This window comes from Acinetobacter sp. T_3_1 (assembly GCF_025377055.1).
Classification (GTDB): domain Bacteria; phylum Pseudomonadota; class Gammaproteobacteria; order Pseudomonadales; family Moraxellaceae; genus Acinetobacter; species Acinetobacter kookii.
This window is the reverse complement of record NZ_JACHVD010000005.1, coordinates 22,631-42,196: the sequence shown is the minus strand read 5'-3', so window position 1 is coordinate 42,196 and position 19,566 is coordinate 22,631. Positions and strand designations below refer to the sequence as shown.

General features: G+C 43.6%; 17 protein-coding genes. 8 read left to right on the top strand and 9 right to left on the bottom strand.

Annotation, left to right across the window (positions count from 1 at the left end):
- The first annotated feature begins 10 nt into the window (after positions 1-10).
- On the top strand, positions 11-841 hold the full coding sequence (locus tag H4I94_RS07500; protein WP_261182630.1) for an ABC transporter permease: 831 nt from the start codon (positions 11-13) through the stop codon (positions 839-841).
- Between the two features lie 195 nt (positions 842-1,036).
- On the opposite strand, the gene H4I94_RS07495 is transcribed toward H4I94_RS07500, so the two are convergent.
- Complete coding sequence (locus H4I94_RS07495; protein WP_261182629.1) at positions 1,037-2,125, bottom strand: sigma-54 interaction domain-containing protein; 1,089 nt, start codon at positions 2,123-2,125, stop codon at positions 1,037-1,039.
- A gap of 229 nt (positions 2,126-2,354) precedes the next feature.
- Here H4I94_RS07495 and H4I94_RS07490 point away from each other — a divergent pair, with 229 nt between their 5' ends.
- Both H4I94_RS07490 and H4I94_RS07485 read left to right on the top strand, forming a co-directional pair.
- Positions 2,355-2,570 carry a molybdopterin-binding protein gene (locus H4I94_RS07490; RefSeq protein WP_086176493.1) on the top strand — a complete coding sequence of 72 codons (216 nt, stop codon included), beginning with the start codon at positions 2,355-2,357 and terminating at the stop codon, positions 2,568-2,570.
- 37 nt (positions 2,571-2,607) lie between these two features.
- Entirely contained in the window at positions 2,608-3,435 is an 828-nt protein-coding gene (locus H4I94_RS07485) for an ABC transporter ATP-binding protein (RefSeq protein ID WP_261182628.1), read from the top strand.
- A 111-nt stretch (positions 3,436-3,546) separates the two neighbouring features.
- Here H4I94_RS07485 and H4I94_RS07480 read toward each other — a convergent pair whose 3' ends face one another.
- The 4 genes from H4I94_RS07480 to H4I94_RS07465 all read right to left on the bottom strand — a co-directional run bounded on the left by H4I94_RS07480 (position 3,547) and on the right by H4I94_RS07465 (position 9,336).
- The gene (locus tag H4I94_RS07480) at positions 3,547-4,911 is read right to left on the bottom strand and encodes an LLM class flavin-dependent oxidoreductase (RefSeq protein ID WP_261182627.1); all 1,365 of its coding nucleotides are present in this window, start codon (positions 4,909-4,911) and stop codon (positions 3,547-3,549) included.
- A gap of 252 nt (positions 4,912-5,163) precedes the next feature.
- Positions 5,164-6,534, bottom strand: coding sequence for an LLM class flavin-dependent oxidoreductase (locus H4I94_RS07475; RefSeq protein WP_261182624.1), 1,371 nt, complete (start codon positions 6,532-6,534; stop codon positions 5,164-5,166).
- 162 nt (positions 6,535-6,696) lie between these two features.
- Positions 6,697-8,064 carry an MATE family efflux transporter gene (locus tag H4I94_RS07470; RefSeq protein ID WP_092820029.1) on the bottom strand — a complete coding sequence of 456 codons (1,368 nt, stop codon included), beginning with the start codon at positions 8,062-8,064 and terminating at the stop codon, positions 6,697-6,699.
- A gap of 117 nt (positions 8,065-8,181) precedes the next feature.
- Positions 8,182-9,336 carry a methionine aminotransferase gene (locus H4I94_RS07465; RefSeq protein WP_261182623.1) on the bottom strand — a complete coding sequence of 385 codons (1,155 nt, stop codon included), beginning with the start codon at positions 9,334-9,336 and terminating at the stop codon, positions 8,182-8,184.
- A gap of 224 nt (positions 9,337-9,560) precedes the next feature.
- Here H4I94_RS07465 and H4I94_RS07460 point away from each other — a divergent pair, with 224 nt between their 5' ends.
- Genes H4I94_RS07460 through H4I94_RS07450 form a run of 3 tightly spaced genes read left to right on the top strand, consistent with a single transcriptional unit; the run spans position 9,561 to position 14,375 of the window.
- Positions 9,561-12,425, top strand: coding sequence for a type VI secretion system Vgr family protein (locus H4I94_RS07460; RefSeq protein ID WP_261182716.1), 2,865 nt, complete (start codon positions 9,561-9,563; stop codon positions 12,423-12,425).
- Positions 12,425-13,993 (top strand): pesticin C-terminus-like muramidase, encoded by a 1,569-nt coding sequence (locus H4I94_RS07455; protein WP_261182622.1) that lies wholly within the window; start codon positions 12,425-12,427, stop codon positions 13,991-13,993. The genes H4I94_RS07460 and H4I94_RS07455 overlap by 1 nt, the downstream gene beginning before the upstream one ends.
- The gene (locus H4I94_RS07450; protein WP_131273476.1) at positions 13,977-14,375 is read left to right on the top strand and encodes a lysozyme inhibitor LprI family protein; all 399 of its coding nucleotides are present in this window, start codon (positions 13,977-13,979) and stop codon (positions 14,373-14,375) included. The genes H4I94_RS07455 and H4I94_RS07450 overlap by 17 nt, the downstream gene beginning before the upstream one ends.
- Before the next feature lie 193 nt (positions 14,376-14,568).
- On the opposite strand, the gene H4I94_RS07445 is transcribed toward H4I94_RS07450, so the two are convergent.
- Positions 14,569-15,489, bottom strand: a complete 921-nt coding sequence (locus H4I94_RS07445) for a Dyp-type peroxidase (RefSeq protein ID WP_261182621.1) — start codon at positions 15,487-15,489, stop codon at positions 14,569-14,571.
- 162 nt (positions 15,490-15,651) lie between these two features.
- Between H4I94_RS07445 and H4I94_RS07440 the strand changes: the two genes are divergently transcribed.
- On the top strand, positions 15,652-16,272 hold the full coding sequence (locus tag H4I94_RS07440) for a LysE family transporter (protein ID WP_261182620.1): 621 nt from the start codon (positions 15,652-15,654) through the stop codon (positions 16,270-16,272).
- A gap of 114 nt (positions 16,273-16,386) precedes the next feature.
- On the opposite strand, the gene znuB is transcribed toward H4I94_RS07440, so the two are convergent.
- Genes znuB through H4I94_RS07425 form a run of 3 tightly spaced genes read right to left on the bottom strand, consistent with a single transcriptional unit; the run spans position 16,387 to position 18,452 of the window.
- Positions 16,387-17,187: a zinc ABC transporter permease subunit ZnuB gene (znuB, locus tag H4I94_RS07435; protein ID WP_261182619.1), complete on the bottom strand. Its 801-nt coding sequence runs from the start codon at positions 17,185-17,187 to the stop codon at positions 16,387-16,389.
- 3 nt (positions 17,188-17,190) lie between these two features.
- A complete protein-coding gene (gene znuC, locus H4I94_RS07430) occupies positions 17,191-17,982 on the bottom strand; it encodes a zinc ABC transporter ATP-binding protein ZnuC (protein ID WP_261182618.1) in 792 nt (263 codons plus the stop codon).
- Complete coding sequence (locus H4I94_RS07425; RefSeq protein WP_092820021.1) at positions 17,955-18,452, bottom strand: transcriptional repressor; 498 nt, start codon at positions 18,450-18,452, stop codon at positions 17,955-17,957. The genes znuC and H4I94_RS07425 overlap by 28 nt, the downstream gene beginning before the upstream one ends.
- A 142-nt stretch (positions 18,453-18,594) precedes the next feature.
- On the opposite strand from H4I94_RS07425, the gene H4I94_RS07420 reads away from it, so the two are divergent.
- Complete coding sequence (locus tag H4I94_RS07420) at positions 18,595-19,434, top strand: metal ABC transporter solute-binding protein, Zn/Mn family (protein WP_261182615.1); 840 nt, start codon at positions 18,595-18,597, stop codon at positions 19,432-19,434.
- Positions 19,435-19,566 lie beyond the last annotated feature (132 nt).

Here is a 19,566-nt window from a genome sequence, read left to right as displayed (position 1 = left end):
ATTATTCATCATGTCATCGACTCAACAGGCGATTCCGCATAGCCCGACCTTTAGCCCGTCAAAACCACGCCTGGAACTCAGCTGGCTGAACACCATTTTTAAACGCAGTATCGCCATCATATTATTTTTATTGCTTTGGGAAACCTTACCTCGAACAGGTGTGGTCAGTCCGGCATTTTTACCGCCATTATCCACCGTATTGGAAACGGCCTGGCAGCTCTATCAAAGCGGTCAATTGGGTACGCATTTCTTTGCCAGTATTCGCCGTTCAATTGTCGGTTTTGTACTGGCACTGGCGATTGCCATTCCACTGGGTTTGGTGATCGGCTGGTACAAACTGGTGGCAGAAACTCTCAATCCATTACTGGAACTGTTTCGTAATACTACAGCGCTGGCCTTAATGCCGCTGTTTATTTTATTTTTAGGCATTGGTGAAGCCTCGAAAATCAGTTTACTGGTTTATGCCTGCACCTGGCCGATTCTTTTAAATACCATTACCGGTGTACAAACGGTTGATCCACTATTAATTAAATCTGCACGGACCATGGGCTTAAAACCCTATCAACTGTTCCGTAAAGTGATTTTACCTGCTTCTGTACCGACTATTTTTGTCGGCATCCGCTTGGCCGGAGCGATCTCGATCCTGGCTTTGGTGGCAGTAGAAATGTTTGGTGCCAAAGCAGGACTGGGCTATCTGATTATGTATTCACAATTTAGTTTTGAAATTCCGCAAATGTTCGTGGGAATTTTAGTGATTACCTTAGTCGGATTATCGTTTAACTATATTTTAATTGGTCTGGAAAAATACTTTACGGCCTGGAAACGTAATTCCGTAGAATAATAGAAATAAAAATCATTAAAATAGACTTCTTTCATAATTATTCACACCCTCTTTATTTTTCTCACTAGGGGTAAATAAAGGCAATTTATAAAAGAAGTCTAATAAAAAACCTCGATAAATAAATCGAGGTTTTTTATTAACTGGTTAAAATTTAAATAGCAAAATAAAAGCGGAATAAAATAAATGAGTGGATATTTATAATAAACCATATTTAATTAACCGGGTACGAATGACATTACGGGTCACGCCTAATAATTTTGCAGTATGTACCTGGTTGTACTGGCAGTACTCATAGGCACTGCGAATAAATTTTTCTTCTATCAGCTCATTGATATTAGTCTGCTTAAACTGTTCCGAAGACTGAAAAATACTTTGAAATGTCTGTTCCAAAAGTTGTCCTGCATCCTGAAGATCCTTAATCGTTCCATTCACCGCAGAAATTGAAGCAAAGCTAAAAGGTTCAGCTTTCTGGGCAACCGATTGAATACTGGAAAACGTAATATCTTCCGGTTCAATCACGCCATTTTTACTGACTAAAACGGCATGGTGAATGGTGTTTTCCAGCTCGCGGATATTGCCGGGCCAAGAGTGTAAAGTTAGTTTCTTAAGCGCCAGTTGGCTGAGGCGCAACGGGGTCGCATGCGGGTCGGTCTGGTAGACCTGAATAAAGTGTTTGGCTAGCGGCAGAATGTCATCGCGACGCTCTGAAAGCCTTGGAATTTTGAGTAAGGCTACATGCAGGCGATAGAATAAATCCTCCCTGAAACGTCCGTCCTGCACGGCTTTTTCCAGATCGACATTGGTCGCGGCAATAATGCGCACATTGATCGGAATCGGCTTGAGTGAACCGACGCGCACAATCTCGCGTTCCTGTAACACCCGTAATAATTTGACCTGCATCGACAGCGATAAATCGCCAATTTCATCCAGAAACAGGGTGCCATTATGCGCCGCTTCAAACCAGCCCACGCGGGTATGGATGGCACCGGTAAAAGCGCCTTTTTCGTGTCCAAAAAGTTCACTTTCCACCAGTGATTCTGTGAAAGCGCCACAGTTCACCGCCACAAACGGGCCTTTGGCGCGATGGCTGAGCTGATGGATTTGCCGGGCGACCAGTTCTTTGCCTGTACCGGTGTCGCCAATAATCAACGCATTGGCTTCACTTGGCGCAATCTGTTCAATACGGGCAAGCAGCGCCTGTGATAAAGGGTCTTCAAATACCGTCGCCGTTGCACGCTTATGCTTCAGGGCAGAGGGTACATTGGGGTGGGTTAAAATAGACATGAGATTCTTATACTTGTTGAAAATGTTGATCATCATGAAATATTTAAAATGGAATGATAAATAATATATCGGTATTTGATTATCGCTTTCAGATATAAATTAAAGCTGGGATTATTTATCTTTTAAAAAGATAAAAAAAATAGGGATAACTAAAGGATAAATCAAGATAAAGCAAATCAATAATCTGTTTTATATTAGAGATCTTTAAATAACAAAAGGCATAACTAAAATGGCAATTACTTCCGTAAATGTACGTAACCAGTTTAAAGGCATTATTCAAGAAGTATTAGAAGGTGACGTGGTTTCAGAAATAAATGTGGAAACCAAAGCCGGTCTGTTCACTTCAATTATCAGTACCCGTTCAGTCAAAGACCTGGACCTTAAAGTCGGTTCTGAAGTGGTGGTGTTGATCAAATCGACGGAAGTGTCCCTGGCGAAGCTTTAATTCGCCATTGCCTCAAGCTTTACAGGAGAATTGAGAGATGACACAGCAAGCAACCGGCCATGTATCTATTCAGCAGCTCAGGAAAACCTATCCCACACAAAACAATGACGCTTTAACCGTGCTGGAGGATATTAATCTGGATATCCAGCCGGGTGAGTTCATTAGTATTGTCGGCAGCAGTGGCTGTGGTAAATCCACACTGTTACGCCTATTGGTGGGACTGGAAAACAGCTATCAGGGCCAGATTCAGGTGGATGGCAAAAAGATTTTTGGCACCAGTTTACAACGCGGGATCGTGTTTCAGGACCACCGCCTTTTTCCCTGGTTAAGCGTGCGTGAAAATGTGCGTATTGCACTGCATCAGAGTAAGCTGACACGGGCTGAAGAAGACCAGCTGATTGATGAACATTTGCAATTGGTCAATCTGACCAGTTTTGCCAATGCCTATCCATCCCAGCTTTCAGGCGGCATGAACCAGCGTGTGGCGATTGCCCGCAGCCTGGTGAACCGGCCGGAAATCTTATTTCTGGATGAGCCTTTTGGTGCACTGGATGCCTTAACCCGTCAGAACCTGCAGGACGAATTACAGCGGATTTGGCAGACAGAAAAAATCACCATGGTGATTGTGACCCATGACGTAGAAGAAGCGGTATTTTTAGGGGATCGTGTGGTGGTGATGCAACCCCATCCGGGCCGGATTAAACGTATTGTTGATGTTCCTGTTGCGCATCCGCGTAAACGTGAAGATGTCCGTTTGCACAATATTAAAAATGACATTTTGACGGATTTTAGCGATCCGTTAAAAGACCAGTTACACCGCAATAAACCGGCAGCGAAATTTTCTGATTATCAATTTGCTTGGTAATCTTTTTTCTGTTTGATCCAAAAGCCTGCGTAAAGTGGGTTTTTTTATGTCGATTGAAAAGGATCAGACATAAAAAATCCCTCATGAATGAGGGATATTCAACTGTTTAAATTAAGATGCTTTGACTTGCTGAACAGCCAGCACATACTGGTTTTCAGGGCGTTTCAAACCTAAGTTTTCGCGTAAGGTTTTGCCTTCATACTCGGTACGGAACAGGCCACGACGTTGCAGTTCAGGTACTACCAAATCAACAAAGTCATCCAGGCTGGCAGGCGTGGTTGGCGGCAGAATATTAAAGCCATCCGCGGCTTCATTTTCAAACCAGGCTTGTAATTCATCCACCACCTGTTCTGGCGTACCAATAATGGTCCAGTGACCACGCGCACTTGCCACCCATTGATAAAGCTCACGAATAGTGAAATTGTTTTTACGTGCAATCTCTAGAATCAATTGGTTACGGCTGGCGCCATTTTCTATTTGTCCAATATGCTCAGGGAGAGGCTGATCCAGATCAAATTTTGACAGGTCTTCGGTAAAACCGCCCAGTTGCTGGATTAAAGACAGACCCAAGCTCGGATGAATATAGCTGTTCAGTTCATCATATTTGGCCCGTGCTTCTTCTTCTGTTTTGCCGACAAAGATAGATACGCCCGGCATAATCTTCAGGTCATCCGCATGACGGCCGTATTTGGCCAAACGGCCTTTCACATCCTGGTAGAACGCTTGGGCATCTTCAAGTTTTTGCTGGGCCGTGAAAATCACTTCCGCAAATTTTGCTGCCAGTTCACGACCATCTTCCGATTGACCCGCCTGAACAATCACAGGATAACCTTGGGGTGGACGTGCCACATTCAATCCACCATGTACCGCAAGATGCTTGCCTTTAAAACGCGGTGGGTGGATTTTCTTGCCATCAAAGAATTGTCCTGTTTTTTTATTATATTCAAAGGCATCATCTTCCCAGGTATCCCAAAGTTTTTGTGCCACCTGGATAAATTCATCGGCACGTTCATAACGCTCTTTCGGGTGTGGAGCATCGCTTAAACCAAAATTTTTAGCCACAGGGATGCCCGCAGTCGTGACCACATTCCAGGCAGCACGGCCTTCGGATAAATGATCGAGTGAAGCAAACTTGCGTGCCAGGTTATAAGGCTCTTCATAAGTGGTCGATGCTGTAGCGATAAAGCCTATATGCTTGGTCACAGCTGCCAGGGCAGAAAACAGGGAAACAGGCTCAAGCCCCGCAGAAAAACCGCCGGTTAAACCCAGGTTCGGTGTGGTCTCCGGATCGACGGTCACGGGAACATCCGCCAGGAAATAGGCGTCAAATAAGCCGCGTTCAGCCGTTTTGGCCAGTTCTATAAAATAGTTTAAGTTGTGACTGTCTTGTGGACGAGCTTGCGGATGGCGCCAGCCGGCAACATGTTGTGATGTTCCGGGTACAAAAGCCCCTAAGCGTATTTGACGTTTTGACATGTGAAAACCTGTTCTATGTGGTGGGGTATGGTTTTATCTAGTTCAAAGAGCGTGCCAAGAAAATAAGTATTAAAAATCATATATTTAATATTTTTTGTTTAATTTATTGTTGTTATATCAACAGCTTGGCTGTTGTTGTGTTGTCATGTATTCAGCTTAAAATTTGCATTGAATATGCTGAGGATGAAAAAGGCATAATTTTTTTATGGGTATAAAACACATGCTCCAAGCGGAACATGTGTTTCAGCTCAATCAAGACGCTTTGCTTGCCTGTCTGGCAAGGATATACTGATTTTCAGGGCGTTTTAAGCCCAGATTTTCACGCAAAGTAGTTCCTTCATATGCAGTACGGAACAGACCGCGACGCTGCAATTCAGGCACAATCAAATTCACAAAATCGTCCAGGCCGGCAGGGGTAGACGGCGGCAAGACATTGAAGCCATCTGCGGCTTCATTTTCAAACCACTGCTGTAATTGATCGACCACTTGTTCAGGTGTACCAATGAGTGTCCAGTGACCGCGTGCCGAGGCAATATATTCATACAGCTGGCGAATGCTAAAGTTATGCTTGCGTGCAATATCAATCATCATCTGCTGACGGCTAGAGAAGTTGAGGTCGGCTTCTTCCAGTTGCGGGAAGGGGGCATCCAGGTCAAATTTTGAAAGATCAATATGGCCTGCCAAACCGGAAAGTAAGCCTAGGCCAACATCCGGGTGAATCAGGCTGTTTAATAACTGGTATTTTTCCTGGGCTTCCTGTTCAGTTCTTGCCACAAAAACCGATACGCCCGGCATGATTTTTAAGTCATCTGGATGGCGACTGTATTTCAACAGACGGCTTTTCACATCGCGATAGAACTCTTGGGCGTCTTCCAAAGTCTGCTGTGCGGTGAAAATGACTTCGGCATATTTTGCTGCCAGTTCGCGGCCATCTTCCGACTGACCGGCTTGCACAATCACCGGGTAACCTTGTGGTGGGCGAGACACATTTAGTGGACCTTGCACGCTGAAATGTTTGCCTGTATGCAGGGGTTCATGCACTTTGTCTGCATCGAAGAATTGACCGCTTTCTTTATCATAAAGAAAAGCATCATCTTCCCAGGAATCCCAAAGCTTTTGTGTCACTTCAATAAACTCATCCGCGCGTTCATAACGGATTTTTGGGTCAGGGTGTTTTTCTAAGCCGAAGTTGCGTGCTGTATCCGCCGAAATGGTGGTGACCACATTCCATGCTGCACGACCTTTGGAAATATGATCTAAAGAGGCGTATTTACGGGCCAAAAGGTAGGGATCTTCATAGGTGGTGGATGCAGTGGCAATAAAACCGATATGTTTTGTCACAGCTGAAATGGCAGCAAACAAGGTCACCGGTTCAAAACCGACCACCTTGTCGCTATAGCCAATACTTTGCTTGCTTTTGGAAGCCCCATGACTCCAATTCACCGACAAACCATCGGCAAGGAAGTAAGCATCAAACAAACCTTTCTCGGCAGTTTTTGCCAGTTCAATCGCATAATCAATGCTTAAATGATGCTGTGGACGTGACTGCGGATGGCGCCAGCCCGCAGCGTGCTGTGAAGTGGTTGGAATAAAAGCACCCAGTTTAATTTGTCGTTTTGCCATGGTCATACTCTGTTGTAATCATTGATTTTCAACAGGTTTATAACAAGGAACAGCAGGCTTGAAAAATACGATAAAATTAAATCCTTATAACCTATATGGGATAAGAGCATTCATCCTATTTCTAAAGCATTCCGGCAAATCTTTTTTAAATCAGTAAGCAGTTTAAATGAGGGCGGTTACAGTCTTTTTCTTCCACACAAATTGGTAATACAGCCCTTGCATGATGCACAAGATGACGAAGGCCAAAGCATAGGCATACCAGATCCCTTGCAAACCCCACCATCGGCTGAACAGGTAGGCACAGGGCACTTCAATCAATAAAATCGCGGCGATATTAATCAGCATGGGGAGGGTCACGGTGCCACTGGCACGCATGATGGAAGCAAAAATGGCGCTGGCCCCAAAAAACAGGATGGACCACAGCACGATAAACAATAATTGTTGCCCCAGGACCACCACCGTCGGGTCGGTGATAAACAGCGCCATCAGATATTTGGAGAACAGATAAGCCAAAGCCACTAATCCGCCGGTAATGACGATATTCATCCCGAGTGCAGTACGCGTAACCTTGTTGAGCAGATCCGACTTTCCTGCACCAATGGCCTGTGCTGCAAAAATGGAAGCGGCAATTGAAATAGACAGGGCGGGAAATTGAATGTAGTTCAGCACCTGATTGACTGCCCCATAGGCCGCGGTTGCATGTGAACCATAACGGTTGACCAGTCCGACAATGACCAGTCCGGCAACCGAAGTGGTCACCATCTGCACCCCGGTAGGAATGCTCAAACGCAGAATAATTCTACTCAGTTCTGGGTGATGGCGAATATGGCTGAGCAAATGACGGTCAGGCTTGAGCGGATGATCCTTTTTATTCAGATACATGGCCAAAAACACCAGTACCGCCAGATAACCGACAGCGGTCGCAATTGCCGGAGCAATAATGCCCATTTTCGGAAAGCCAAAATAGCCTGCAATCAGCACAGGCGTAACGAGCACACCAATCAGAATAGTCATGCCAGAAGCAATTAGCGGGGTGGTACTGTCACCGACGCCACGTAAAATGGAGGTGTAAATAATATAAATAAATAATAAGGGGCTACCAGCCATCATCCACTGTACAAAAGGCAACGACAGGTGCATGACATCAGGCGCTGTACCCAGAGCCAGTAAAATATGCTTGGCAAAAAGCACCCCCAACAGCGCAATCATACTGCCGCCAGTTAAGGTCATAAAGAGGGTAGACCCCACCACATAGCGCACTTTTTCAATATTTTGCGCTCCCCAGGCCTGCCCAACCAATACCGTTGCTCCTGAGGAAAGTCCAATCACAAAAGCCAGCAGGCAGAACAAAATCGGAAAGAATACAGCCACCGCTGCAATGGCCTTCACCCCCATCATTTGCCCGACAAAAATGGTATTAATGGTTCCTGACAGGTTTTGCAAAATATTGGTCGCAATCAAGGGCAACAGAAAAACTAAAAATGTTTTCCAGAGTTTCTGCTGGCTGACCAGAGGTTGATGATGGGGCATGGAACATCCTGTAATTTTTTTATATCTTTTGGTTCTATTGCTAACCCTACCTGAGTTAGCTTAAACAAGCCTTAGTTTTTCGGTAATCAAGGCGGAATTTGATTGCAAATGATGCATTTAAACAGCCGATAAAATGGCGGTTGCCTGCTCTAAAGTTTCATCTTTTTTGGCAAAACAGAAGCGGATTAAACGTAAATTTTCCGGTGCCTGCTGATAAAACACCGATATGGGAATGGCAACAATGCCATGCTGTTCGGCCAAGAACTTACACATCTCGACATCATCCAGATCGGGGCGGATGGCACTGTAATTCAGGTTCTGGAAATATGTCCCTTGTGAAGGGGTAAAATGAAAGCGCGAATTTCGCAGGCCTGAATTAAACAGGTCACGTTTATCCTGATAAAACTCTGCAAGTCCCTCAATATGCTCCGGATGCTGCTGCATAAACGTGGCCAGCGCCATCTGTACCGGTGTCACGCCGCAGAAACTGGCAAACTGATACACTTGTCTGAATATTTTCGTCAGTTCAGGCGAGGCAATGCAATATCCGGTTTTCCAGCCGGTCACGTGAAAGGTTTTACCAAATGAACCGATTACTATGCTGCGGTCGCGAAGTTCCGGAAAGGACAAGGCTGAATAATGCTTCTGACCGTCATAAATCAGGTGTTCATAAACTTCGTCGGATAGGACAATGATATTTTTATCCCGAATCAGTTCAATTAAAGTTAACCAATCCTGACGTGACCAGATGGCACCGCTTGGATTGTGCGGGGTATTCACAATGATCATCCGGGTCCGGTCATTGATGGCATCTTTTACCCGGTTCCAGTCCACTGAAAATTGTGGGGCTGTCAGGGAAATGTGAACGGCCTTACCCCCCACCAGTTTCACGCTGGGACCATAACTGTCATAACAGGGGTCGAAAATAATCACTTCATCTTCAGCATGAATCAGCGCCTGAATGGCAACAAAAATAGCAATCGTGGCTCCAGGCGTGATGGTGATTTCAGTAATGGGGTCAATCACCAGTTGATCGCGTTTTAAAAATTGCTGGGCCACCTGTTCACGTAGTGAAATCAAGCCATCACTGGGTGCATATTGGTTGAAACCATCCATTGTCGCCTGGCTTAAGGCTTGGAGTAGGGCAGGTGGTGCGGCAAAGTCGGGAAAACCTTGAGAGAGATTTAAGGCATTCAGGCGATGCGCCATGGCGGTCATTACGCTGAAAATGGTGACACCCTGTGCCGGTAGTTTGGAATGAATCTCAATCATGACCCGAGCTCTTCAATATTCTTATGCTTTTCAGTGTAACAGCAAGCGTCTCGCAGCAGAATAAAGCAATGGCTTTAATCTCTGCACATTTTTTATCTAATTTCATTCATTTAACAGAATTGCGCTGATGGATAAAATTAACAAAAAACCTACTGGACTAAAAAAACAACATTTTCTAGAATGCGTCTCAAATTAAAATAACCCTATAACAATAATAAATCATGATGTTAAAGAATATTCACATGCTGATGGACAGTATGGGCTTAAGTTTGCAAAAGCGCGCCCTGCACATCCAGTTTTCCAATGAATTGCTGAATGCTCAGGTCTTTATTCAACGCATTGAAGGGCAACACCGCATCAATCAGGGCTTAAAAGCTGAACTGATGTGCCTGTCGACGCATGCCCATATTGCGCTCAAACAATTTATTGGCGGGCAGGTGGCTGTGGACCAGGTGACGGATACCGGCGAGTTGTCCCGGATGACGGGCGTGATTACTGCTGCCAGCCAGGGTCAAAGTGATGGCGCACTGACCCTGTATCAACTGACCCTTGAAGATGCGACGGCACTGTGGCACAAGCGCCGTAATAGTCGTGTATTTATCAACAAAAGTGTACGCGATATCAGTGAAATCCTGTTTAAGGAATGGCAAGGCAAAAGTCGCCTGTTTGCAGCCAGCCTCAGTTTAAATATGCAAGGTCTGAGCCGAGACTATGATGTACGTCCTTTTGTGATGCAGGCCAATGAAACCGATTATGAATTTTTAACCCGGCTGTGGCGCAGCGAAGGCATCAATTGGCTGATTGATGAAGCCGAACATGTCGTTGCCAGTTCGGCCACAGCAATTCAAGCGCAGAAATTACGTTTAATTGATGAAAAACATGAGTTTAATGCCTTAAAAAGAACATCGGTGCGCTTTCATCGCAGCCATGCAACAGAGGCTTTTGACAGCATTACCGGTTTTATTGCCGAACGATCCTTGCAGTCGACCGCCGTACAGGTACAGCGCTGGCAAGCCCAGACCTTATCGCAGGATCAAAGTCATTCTCTGCTTAGCCATCATCAACATAGTGAATTGCAAGACAATGAAACTTTAAGTCTGGAACAGGTCTGGAGCATGAGTCCTGCATGGACAGCGGATTTAACCGGTGCGGATCAGGCCACCACTGCAGGCAGTCAGCAACTGGAAAAACTGAATCGGCAACTGAGCCAGTACCAGGACTTGCAGGCCAAATATTTTACTGCGCAGAGCAGTGTGCGTGATGCCCATGTCGGCTACTGGTTTGAATTGCTGGATCATCCTGAAATTGACCGGCATTCGGGTTCAGACAAGGAATTCCTGATTTTAGGCAAGTCGTTTTATAACCAGAATAATTTGCCGAAAGACATTCATCGGCAAGTGGATAGCTTGGTAAGTTTAAGCCGTTGGCAACCGTCGGGAGAGGAACGGCAGGGGAATGAGCTGTATCTGGTGCGACGCAATATTGCTGTGCTGCCTGAATATCATCCCCTAAATCACCGGCCGGTTGCCTATCCGCAACGGGCCAGAGTGGTCGGTCCGGAAGGTGAAAGCATTTATGTGGATCAGTGGGGAAGAATCAAAGTCCGCTTTATGTTTACCCGTAGCGAAGATCATGCACATGATGGCGGAGCCGGCAGCAATGACAATGATACCGATTCAGCCTGGGTAGATGTGCTGACCCCGTGGGCAGGTGAAGGTTATGGTGCACGTTTTCATCCGCGGATTGGTGAAATTGTGGTGATTGACTTCTTTGAAGGGGATGTGGACCGGCCTTTTGTGGTAGGGCGGATTCATGAGGCGGAACGCCATCAGAGCATGTTTGATCGCAAGGGGCAGTTACCGGACACCAAAAAGCTCAGTGGTATTCGCTCGCAAGAGGTGGATGGAAACGGTTTTAACCAGCTACGTTTTGATGACACCACTGGACAGATCAGTACCCAATTGCAAAGCAGCCATGGCGCAAGTCAGCTGAATTTGGGGCATCTCAGCCATCCCAAAGCTGCCGAGACCAGTGAGGGCCGTGGAGAAGGCTTTGAGCTAAGAACGGATCAATGGGGCGCTGTTCGGGCGGGTGAAGGTCTGCTCATTTCCACACATAAACAAGATACCGCGACAGGTCATCATTTGGATGTGAATCAGGCTAAACGTCAGCTTGAAAATAGTTTCAATTATTCAAAAAGCTTAAGTGATGTGGCGAAAAATCAGCAAACGGATTCACTCACTGTTCTAGACAATTTAAAGCATTTCCTGGAGCAGATGGAACACAGGGATGAAGCTAAAGCAAATGCTTTTAAGCAGGCCTTGATGATTCTGGCAGCGCCAAACTCCATCGCTTGTGTAAGCAATCAAGATTTACATCTCTCGGCAGATGGACAGATCAGCCAAACTGCCAGAGATGCAATTAATTTTTCAACGCAAAAATCATTCATTAGCCATGCTCAAGACAAGATCAGCCTGTTTGCAGCGCAGCAGGGGGTGAGGGCATATGCTGCGAAAGGCAAAGTCGAGCTGCAGGCACAGGATGATGCCATTGAAGCCATAGCCCGTAAGGTTGTTAAGCTGATTTCGACCGAAGATAGAATTGAGCTTATCAGCCCACAAGAGATTGTACTGACAGCGGGTGGTTCACAGTTAAAGATTAATGCAGAAGGTATTTTTACGACTACAGGTGGCAAGTTTGAAAGTAAGGCAGGGCAGCATAGTTTTGTGGGAGGGGATAAAGTGCCGACACCTCAGGTAAGTTTACCAATGCTTGAAACGCCTTATAGCAATCAAATTGATTATATCTGGAACCGACCTTCTATGGGTGAAAAGGAAATTTTTATCGTGGATAAATCAGAGGGGAAATTAATTAAAAGTATTAAAAATGAATTAGATATCAATAAAAATATGAGTTCATTCAGGTTCTATACGCCACAACAGGCAGAATTTACCGCCTTGGGATTTAACTCTTTAAATACTTATTTAAGTCAGGACATATCAAACGATAATGGTGATGAGCTGATAGAAGAAACAGAAGAGGAAATTTTAGAAGACGATGAAGTTTACACAGAAGAGGATTTTGATTAATGAGTAGTTTGGTCACAATTATTTCTAAATTCTATGATAAATCCGGTCAACGAATTATTAATCTAAATGTAAAGTCCCGTTATCAAGGATCAAACAGAGAAAACCAGCAAAAGACAGATAAAAAGGGTTTTTTCATCTTTCAGGCTTCTGCTAATAGAACAATCGAAATTTTAGCTAAACCACCGAATGCTAAAGAATATACAGTTTTTAAAATGATGAATTCATCTGTAAGCTCATCTGCCAGTCATCCGGTAAAAGTCTATTTACCCAAAACGATTGAAGAATATCGACAAGAAAACATAAAAACTCCTCAGAGGAAAACCGTAAAGAGTTTTTTTAAGGTGGTTGATCATCATGGAAAAGTGATGAGCAACTTTCCTATACAATCGCGTCCTAAAGGGAAAAAGTCTTTTGAACGTTCTACGAATGAAGAAGGACTTGTAGAAATAGAATCTTCTCCAAATCGGGACATCGAAATTTTAGTTCTGACATCGGGTGATACATTTATTTTAAAAAAATCTGTAAATTCTGGTAGTGGTTTTAAACAGCCAATGCTTATTCAATTAGATGAACCTTACGATAATTTTAAGAGTTTATCGACGATCACTTTGCTAGATAGAAATGACAATAAATATATTGTAGAAAAAACCAATGTTGAAATATTGGCTTTAGAGGGTAAAGAAAAAAATATAATCACCACTTCAAATGGAAAAATTCTAGTTCGTGGTCATATTGGAAAATGGTTGAAGATAACAGTATATAAGCCTGATGGCACTCCACTCAAATCGGTAAATTATTTACCAAAAAGAATAAAGGAAAGTTCAGTTAAGTTGCATTTAGATGTGGATTTAACGAATGGAAGTACTCAGCAACATAAACCAGTCATAAATAAAAGCATTAACCATAAAGGTTGTTCTTCTGAATGTATTGTCCAAACATATTCTTTTGAAACATCTTTAGGCACAATGATTATTTCAAAAGAATCTCTTGAATCAATTTTAAAATGGGAAAAATATGAATCTCAACCTTATGTGCCGAGTAAAGGTGGAGATGGTAGAAGTGGGGTAACACTAGGATATGGTTATGATTTGGGACAACAGAGTACAGAGCAGATTAATAAAGATTTAGCTCTGTATTATACTCCAAATCAGATTCAACGCTTACTAAAAGCTCAAGGGAAAAAAGGTGTATCTGCACAAGCCTTAGTTAGTGGTCTATCTGATATTACGATAAGTAAAGATAAAGCTTATGATATGGTAATGATAGTAAAGAAAAGATATGCAGAAGATACATTAAAAATTTACCCCGATATTTTAAAATATCATCCTCATTGTCAAGGTGCTATTTTATCGCTTGTATATAATCGATATATAGGTCTTAAAGGAAATAGACGAAAAGAAATGAGAGAAATTCAGGAAGACTTGAAAAAAAGGGGAACTAATGTTCCCATATCTTTAAGAAGTATGAAACGTTTGTGGACAACAAAACAAAATAGAGGTTTACAAGCAAGACGAGAAGATGAAGCAAAAATTTTTGAAAAAGGATTAAAATGTGATTGTTATAAATAAATTTTTATTTTGTTTAATTTTATTGGTTTCTTTAAATGCTTATGCAGTTATTCCTGAAGATTTTTTGTATAAAGATGCTTTAAAAGTAAAATGTAAAGAAGGAAGTCCCATGCAAGAGGATTTAATGTATTGTGTTTCAAGGGATTATTTAGAGTCAGATAAAATTTTAAATATAAATTATAAAGAAAAAATTAAACTAATGAATAAGGTTAAGAAAAAAGAACTATTAATAAGTCAAAGAGTATGGTTGGAAAACCGAAAAAATAAATGTACAGCTGAATATAAAGAGGCCGAAGGTGGGAGAGAAGCACCCATTTATTTAATTGATTGTTATGCTCAAGAAAATCATAAGAGAATGAAATTTTTAAAAAACTATAAATAGACAAAAGAGCTGATAAACAATTAATTTAAAAAGGAATTGTGATAAAGTCAAGGTGAAAATATAAGTTAATTTCCGAGACTGTAAATTAAAAAAGATAAATTATTTATAATTTTATTATTAATATTGATGAGATGTTATTAAAAGCTTCAACTAAATTTATCTTAATTGAAGCTTTTTTAAAAAATTATTATATTCACCCTTCCAAAACTTCTTCTAGCAACTCTTCACTCGGCGCAAAGTAATAAGCCCCGTCCATTGGTGTCACAAAGTGAAGCAGGCGGTCATGAATGCCATCCCCAGCTGTACCAAACATATGTTCCAGCATATGGTCAATAATGTTTAAGTTTTTGGTATAGGCAATAAAGAACAAACCTTGGTCACCACGGCCTTCTCCATAAGGAAGGGAGTGACGTAAAATTTCCATTTCGTCGCCTTTATCATCTTCAATCACAACCCGGGCAATATGGGCATTTTCCGGCTTCACCTCATCATCCAGTTCAATCGACTCTAACTTGGTTCGACCCATCACATTTTCCTGAGCGTCCACTTTTAATTTTTTCCATTTTTCCAGGTTGTGTGCATAGCGCTGTGCAAATACAAATGAACCATCAGCAAAAACTCCGGCATCTTCACCGAGTAAAGCGACTTCGGCACGGTCATCCGGGAATTGCGGATTTTCCGTACCATCGATAAAGCCGGTAATGTCACGCCCGTCGAAATAACGGAAACATACCCGTTCATCCAGTACTTCCACTTTGTCTTGAATGCCTTCAAAAAAGGACTGGCTTAAGGCAAAACAGATGTCTGCGCGTGCACTAGCAATATGAATCAGCACGTCAGCAGGAACAACAGGCATCTGGAATGCACCTTGAATGGGATCTAACTGCTTAAAGCCGGCAGGAGTTTGATGATAAAGTCTTGTCCAAAGCTCCGGACCAAAGGCGACCCCTGTTTTAATCTGTGCATTTGGGTGCTGCGTGATTAAACGGTCACGTGTGCTAAATAAATCTGCAAGTTTTTCTTTTAACTCATCAATCGTTAAGTCTTTTAAACGTAAAACAATAAACCGGGCATGATCTGAAGGTAACGGTAAAATTACAGATTGGGCAGTCATACAAGGCTCCTAACAATTTTTATAAAATACGTGGCTGGCTTTATTGTGCCTTATCACTGCCAAGGTGAATAGCCCAATGCTTATTTTTGAAGATCAATTTTTCAAGCATTTAAAAGGTGAAAAGTCATATAATAAGCCGGTCTTTTTATCTCCTTATCTTTTATGTCTTACCAAGTTTGGCTCGCCTATATGCTGGCATGTTGGGTCATCAGCATTTCTCCTGGAGCAGGTGCAATTGCTTCCATGTCCAGTGGTCTGAATTATGGCTTTCGCCGTGGCTATTGGAATGCACTGGGTTTACAGCTGGCACTCTTAGTACAAATCGGAATTGTTGCTGCAGGGGTAGGGGTGCTATTTGCCACCACACCTTGGGCTTTCTTGGTGGTGAAATGGTTTGGGGTGTTGTACTTGTTATATCTGGCTTATTTGCAATGGCGAGCACCTGCACAATCTATTGAAATTCAGCAGGAACAGCCGAATAAGTCGATTCCTAAACTGGTTTTGTATGGCTTTCTGGTCAATATGAGCAACCCGAAAGCCATTGTGTTTTTATTGGCCGTATTGCCACAGTTTCTAGACTTGTCTAAACCGCAGTGGATTCAGTATCTGATTATGGCAGTCACAATGGTTACAATTGACCTGATTGTAATGGCGGGCTATACAGGCTTGGCGGCCAAAGTTTTGCGTTTGCTGAAATCGCCGAAACAGCAGAAAATTTTAAACCGTACCTTTGCCGTGTTGTTTGCCTGTGCGGCGAGTTTGTTGAGTCTGGTGCATCAGTAAAAATAGTTTTCCCTCTCTTTTAAGAAAGTAACAATCTTCAAGATATGCTGAGTTCGCAAAGGAGAGATTTTAAAAAATAAAAGTACCTTAAAAATGATGGATATATAGGAAAGACTAAGCCATCTTCTTCACTTTCTGCACGGCAAAAATCACCGCAAACAAAATTGCCATGGTCAGGACAATGGTTAAGCCTGTTGAGGTGTCTAAACCGGCACTGGACCATAGCCCGACACTAATCCCGATTTGTGCAATCACAAAAGCCCACACCACCATCTGTTTAGGCGAGTTTGCCAGTAAACGTGCCGTTAATGCCGGAATCACCAGTAAAGCGCCCATCAACAATGAACCGACTGCACGCAAAGCCAATACGGTAAAGAGGGCTAGCAGCAACATAAACACCAGACGTTGCCATTTGGCATTTACGCCTTCGCTCACCGCCATATCCGGGTCAATCGCAATCTGAATTTGGGCTTTCCAGTTTATATACAGCACCGCTAAAGCGGCAATGATCACCAGTGCAAACACCGGCAAGTCTGACCAGGAAATTTGCAGCAGATCTCCAAACAGATAACTCAGCAGTTCAGGTCTTAGGCTTGGAATATGTTGAATAAACAGTAAGCCTGAGCAGAGCAGGGTGGCTGAACATAAAGCCAACAAGGCATCATTCGGCAAGCGCGGGTCATACAGTACCCATAAAATGGCCACCAGTAAAAAGGCCAGAAAGCTCACCCCTAACCATAACGGCAGGCTTAAAGCACCCGCAATCGCTACGCCCAATAAAGTGCCATGTGCCATGGTATCGGCAAAAAAAGACATCCGTCGCCATAACATTAAACAGCCCAGCGGAGCCGTCAGAAACACCAACAGGGTTCCCATGGTCCATGCAGGTAACAAGAGTTGTAACCATTCCATCATGGCTTAAGCTTCCGGTTCAGGGTGAATATGTGGGCGAGAATCGTGCTGACAAGGTGTCGCACTGTCACCATGTGCGCAATGGTCATGATGATGCTGATAGAACACGCGGTTGGTACCAAAAATGGCCTGATATTCGGGGTGTTGCTGCACGTTTTCCGGCAAGCCGCTACAACAGATGTGTTTATTTAAACACACGACCCGATGTGTACCCTGCATCACCCACTGCAGGTCATGGGAGACCATCAACACGGCACAGCCATATTTGATCGGCAGGCTTCTGACATATTCATACAGTTCGGCTTCAGACTGAATGTCCAGACCCTGCATCGGTTCATCCAGCACCAGTACATCGGGCAAACGCAGTAAAGCTCGTGCCAGTAACACCCGTTGCCGTTCCCCGCCTGAAAGCTGCTGAACTTTACAATCCTGCAATTTGGTAATGCCGGTATCGCGAATAATTTCTGCTTTGATATCCGCATCGCAGTGTTCTAAAGCCAGTAAATCCTGCACACGCAAAGGCAGACTGTGTGATGGATTAAACTTTTGCGGCACATAGGAAAACTTGAGTTTTTTATGGCTATGAATTTTGCCTGAATTGGCTTTTACAATCCCCAACAGCACTTTAATCAGGGTAGATTTTCCCGCGCCATTCGGACCGATCAGCGTGACAATTTCCCGCTCATGCAAGGCGAAATCTACATTCTTTAAGATGTCACGGTCATCAATCCGTACACTGATTTTATCCAGGGCAATCAGCGGATTGACGGTTACTGTTTGTTGTGGCACTGCTGACATATCCCAGAAATTTCAATAATACTGTGTTGTGCAGTAAATTGATCAGAGGCTGAAAGTTCATCTAACTGTTTTAATAAACCCTGAGCCGAGGCTTCTTTTACATTTTTGCAAACAGTACAGATTAAAAATGCCGCCTGATGTCCTTCACGCGGATGACAACAAGGAATATAGGCATTAATCGAGGTGAGACGATGGATTAAGCCTTTTTCCAGTAAAAAGTCCAAAGTACGATATACCGTTGGTGGCGCAGCAGGACGGTCAGATTCGCTCTTGATTTTAGCCAGCAAGTCATAGGCACCCATGGGGCCGCTGGCATTTAGAATCAGTTCCAGCACTTCTTTGCGTAATGGGGTTAAGCGTGCGCCAGTCATTGCACAGAGACTTTCTGCTTCAGCAAGGCGTGTTGCTATATTATGATGGTCATGTACGCCATGTAATGCATTGTGATGTTCGTGCGAACATAAGCTCATAGCAAAACCTCAAGTGCGAAATTTATAAAAATCAAAGGACATTAAATCTTAACATGAAGCAATACCCGTTTCGATTAAACGTAGGTATTTTTGTCGATTCGTTATATTATAACACTTATTGAATATTTGGTGATTTTCTTCTATGTCCCGTTTTTTTGCATTTTGTGCGCTAGCCTTATTCAGTAGCTTTGGCTGGACACAAAGTCTGGTGGTTTCTACGCATCCAATTTATCTGATTGCTCAGGAAGTGACTCAGGGCGTGGAGAAGCCTGTGCTCTTGCTGGGAGATCAGTCTGGACATGACATTACCCTGACGCCAGCGCATCGCAAAGCCATTCTGGACGCCTCACTGGTGATCTGGCTGGGTAAGGCACATGAAGCGCCCCTGAACAAGCTGTTATCCGATACGCCCAAAGCGATTGCCATTCTGGATTCAGGGATTGTGCAAACCCTGCCGCAGCGTACTACCCGTGGCGTGGCGTTGAACAATACGGTCGATACGCATGTGTGGCTCGATCCCAACAATGCGGTACGCATCGGCTTTTTTATTGCAGCCCTGCGTTCACAGCAATTACCGGAATATAAAGAAGCCTACTGGGCCAATGCCAAACGCTTTGCCCAAGAGATGCTGCTGAGTGCACAGCAATACAATAGCAATGCGACAGTGAAACCGTATTGGGCATATCACGATGCCTATCAATATCTGGAACGTGCTTTAAACCTGAAGTTTTCCGGTGCATTGACTGATGATCCGCATGTGGCACCGACTATTGCCCAAATCAAGTATTTAAATGATAGCCGTCCGGCTCGCAATATGTGCCTTCTGGCAGAAGGGCATGCCAGCAAAAACCAGTACCAGAAATTGAATCCGGTGACTTTCCAGGCGGTTGATGAAAGTATGGGCGGGGAAGGGGATTTCGTGCTGGCGTGGAAGAAACTTGCCGATCAAACCTATAAGTGTGTACAAAATGCACGGAAATGATGCAAAAATTAAGCAGCAATGGATGAGTTGAAAAGCGATTTATGCAACGAAAAAAATCCGACTTAGGTCGGGAAAAGATTGCATGTTCAGGGGTGTAACTCTATAATGCCTGCGATTAAAAACGATCATCAG

Excerpts from the sequence above, each read along its gene's own strand:
- znuB (WP_261182619.1), bottom strand. The coding sequence starts at position 17,187 with ATGATGGAATGGTTACAACTCTTGTTACCTGCATGGACCATGGGAACC.
- H4I94_RS07495 (WP_261182629.1), bottom strand. The coding sequence starts at position 2,125 with ATGTCTATTTTAACCCACCCCAATGTACCCTCTGCCCTGAAGCATAAG.
- H4I94_RS07445 (WP_261182621.1), bottom strand. The coding sequence starts at position 15,489 with ATGACTGCCCAATCTGTAATTTTACCGTTACCTTCAGATCATGCCCGG.
- H4I94_RS07440 (WP_261182620.1), top strand. The coding sequence starts at position 15,652 with ATGTCTTACCAAGTTTGGCTCGCCTATATGCTGGCATGTTGGGTCATC.
- znuC (WP_261182618.1), bottom strand. The coding sequence starts at position 17,982 with ATGTCAGCAGTGCCACAACAAACAGTAACCGTCAATCCGCTGATTGCC.
- H4I94_RS07475 (WP_261182624.1), bottom strand. The coding sequence starts at position 6,534 with ATGGCAAAACGACAAATTAAACTGGGTGCTTTTATTCCAACCACTTCA.
- H4I94_RS07425 (WP_092820021.1), bottom strand. The coding sequence starts at position 18,452 with ATGAGCTTATGTTCGCACGAACATCACAATGCATTACATGGCGTACAT.
- H4I94_RS07485 (WP_261182628.1), top strand. The coding sequence starts at position 2,608 with ATGACACAGCAAGCAACCGGCCATGTATCTATTCAGCAGCTCAGGAAA.
- H4I94_RS07500 (WP_261182630.1), top strand. The coding sequence starts at position 11 with ATGTCATCGACTCAACAGGCGATTCCGCATAGCCCGACCTTTAGCCCG.
- H4I94_RS07460 (WP_261182716.1), top strand. The coding sequence starts at position 9,561 with ATGTTAAAGAATATTCACATGCTGATGGACAGTATGGGCTTAAGTTTG.
- H4I94_RS07480 (WP_261182627.1), bottom strand. The coding sequence starts at position 4,911 with ATGTCAAAACGTCAAATACGCTTAGGGGCTTTTGTACCCGGAACATCA.
- H4I94_RS07455 (WP_261182622.1), top strand. The coding sequence starts at position 12,425 with ATGAGTAGTTTGGTCACAATTATTTCTAAATTCTATGATAAATCCGGT.
- H4I94_RS07420 (WP_261182615.1), top strand. The coding sequence starts at position 18,595 with ATGTCCCGTTTTTTTGCATTTTGTGCGCTAGCCTTATTCAGTAGCTTT.
- H4I94_RS07465 (WP_261182623.1), bottom strand. The coding sequence starts at position 9,336 with ATGATTGAGATTCATTCCAAACTACCGGCACAGGGTGTCACCATTTTC.
- H4I94_RS07470 (WP_092820029.1), bottom strand. The coding sequence starts at position 8,064 with ATGCCCCATCATCAACCTCTGGTCAGCCAGCAGAAACTCTGGAAAACA.
- H4I94_RS07490 (WP_086176493.1), top strand. The coding sequence starts at position 2,355 with ATGGCAATTACTTCCGTAAATGTACGTAACCAGTTTAAAGGCATTATT.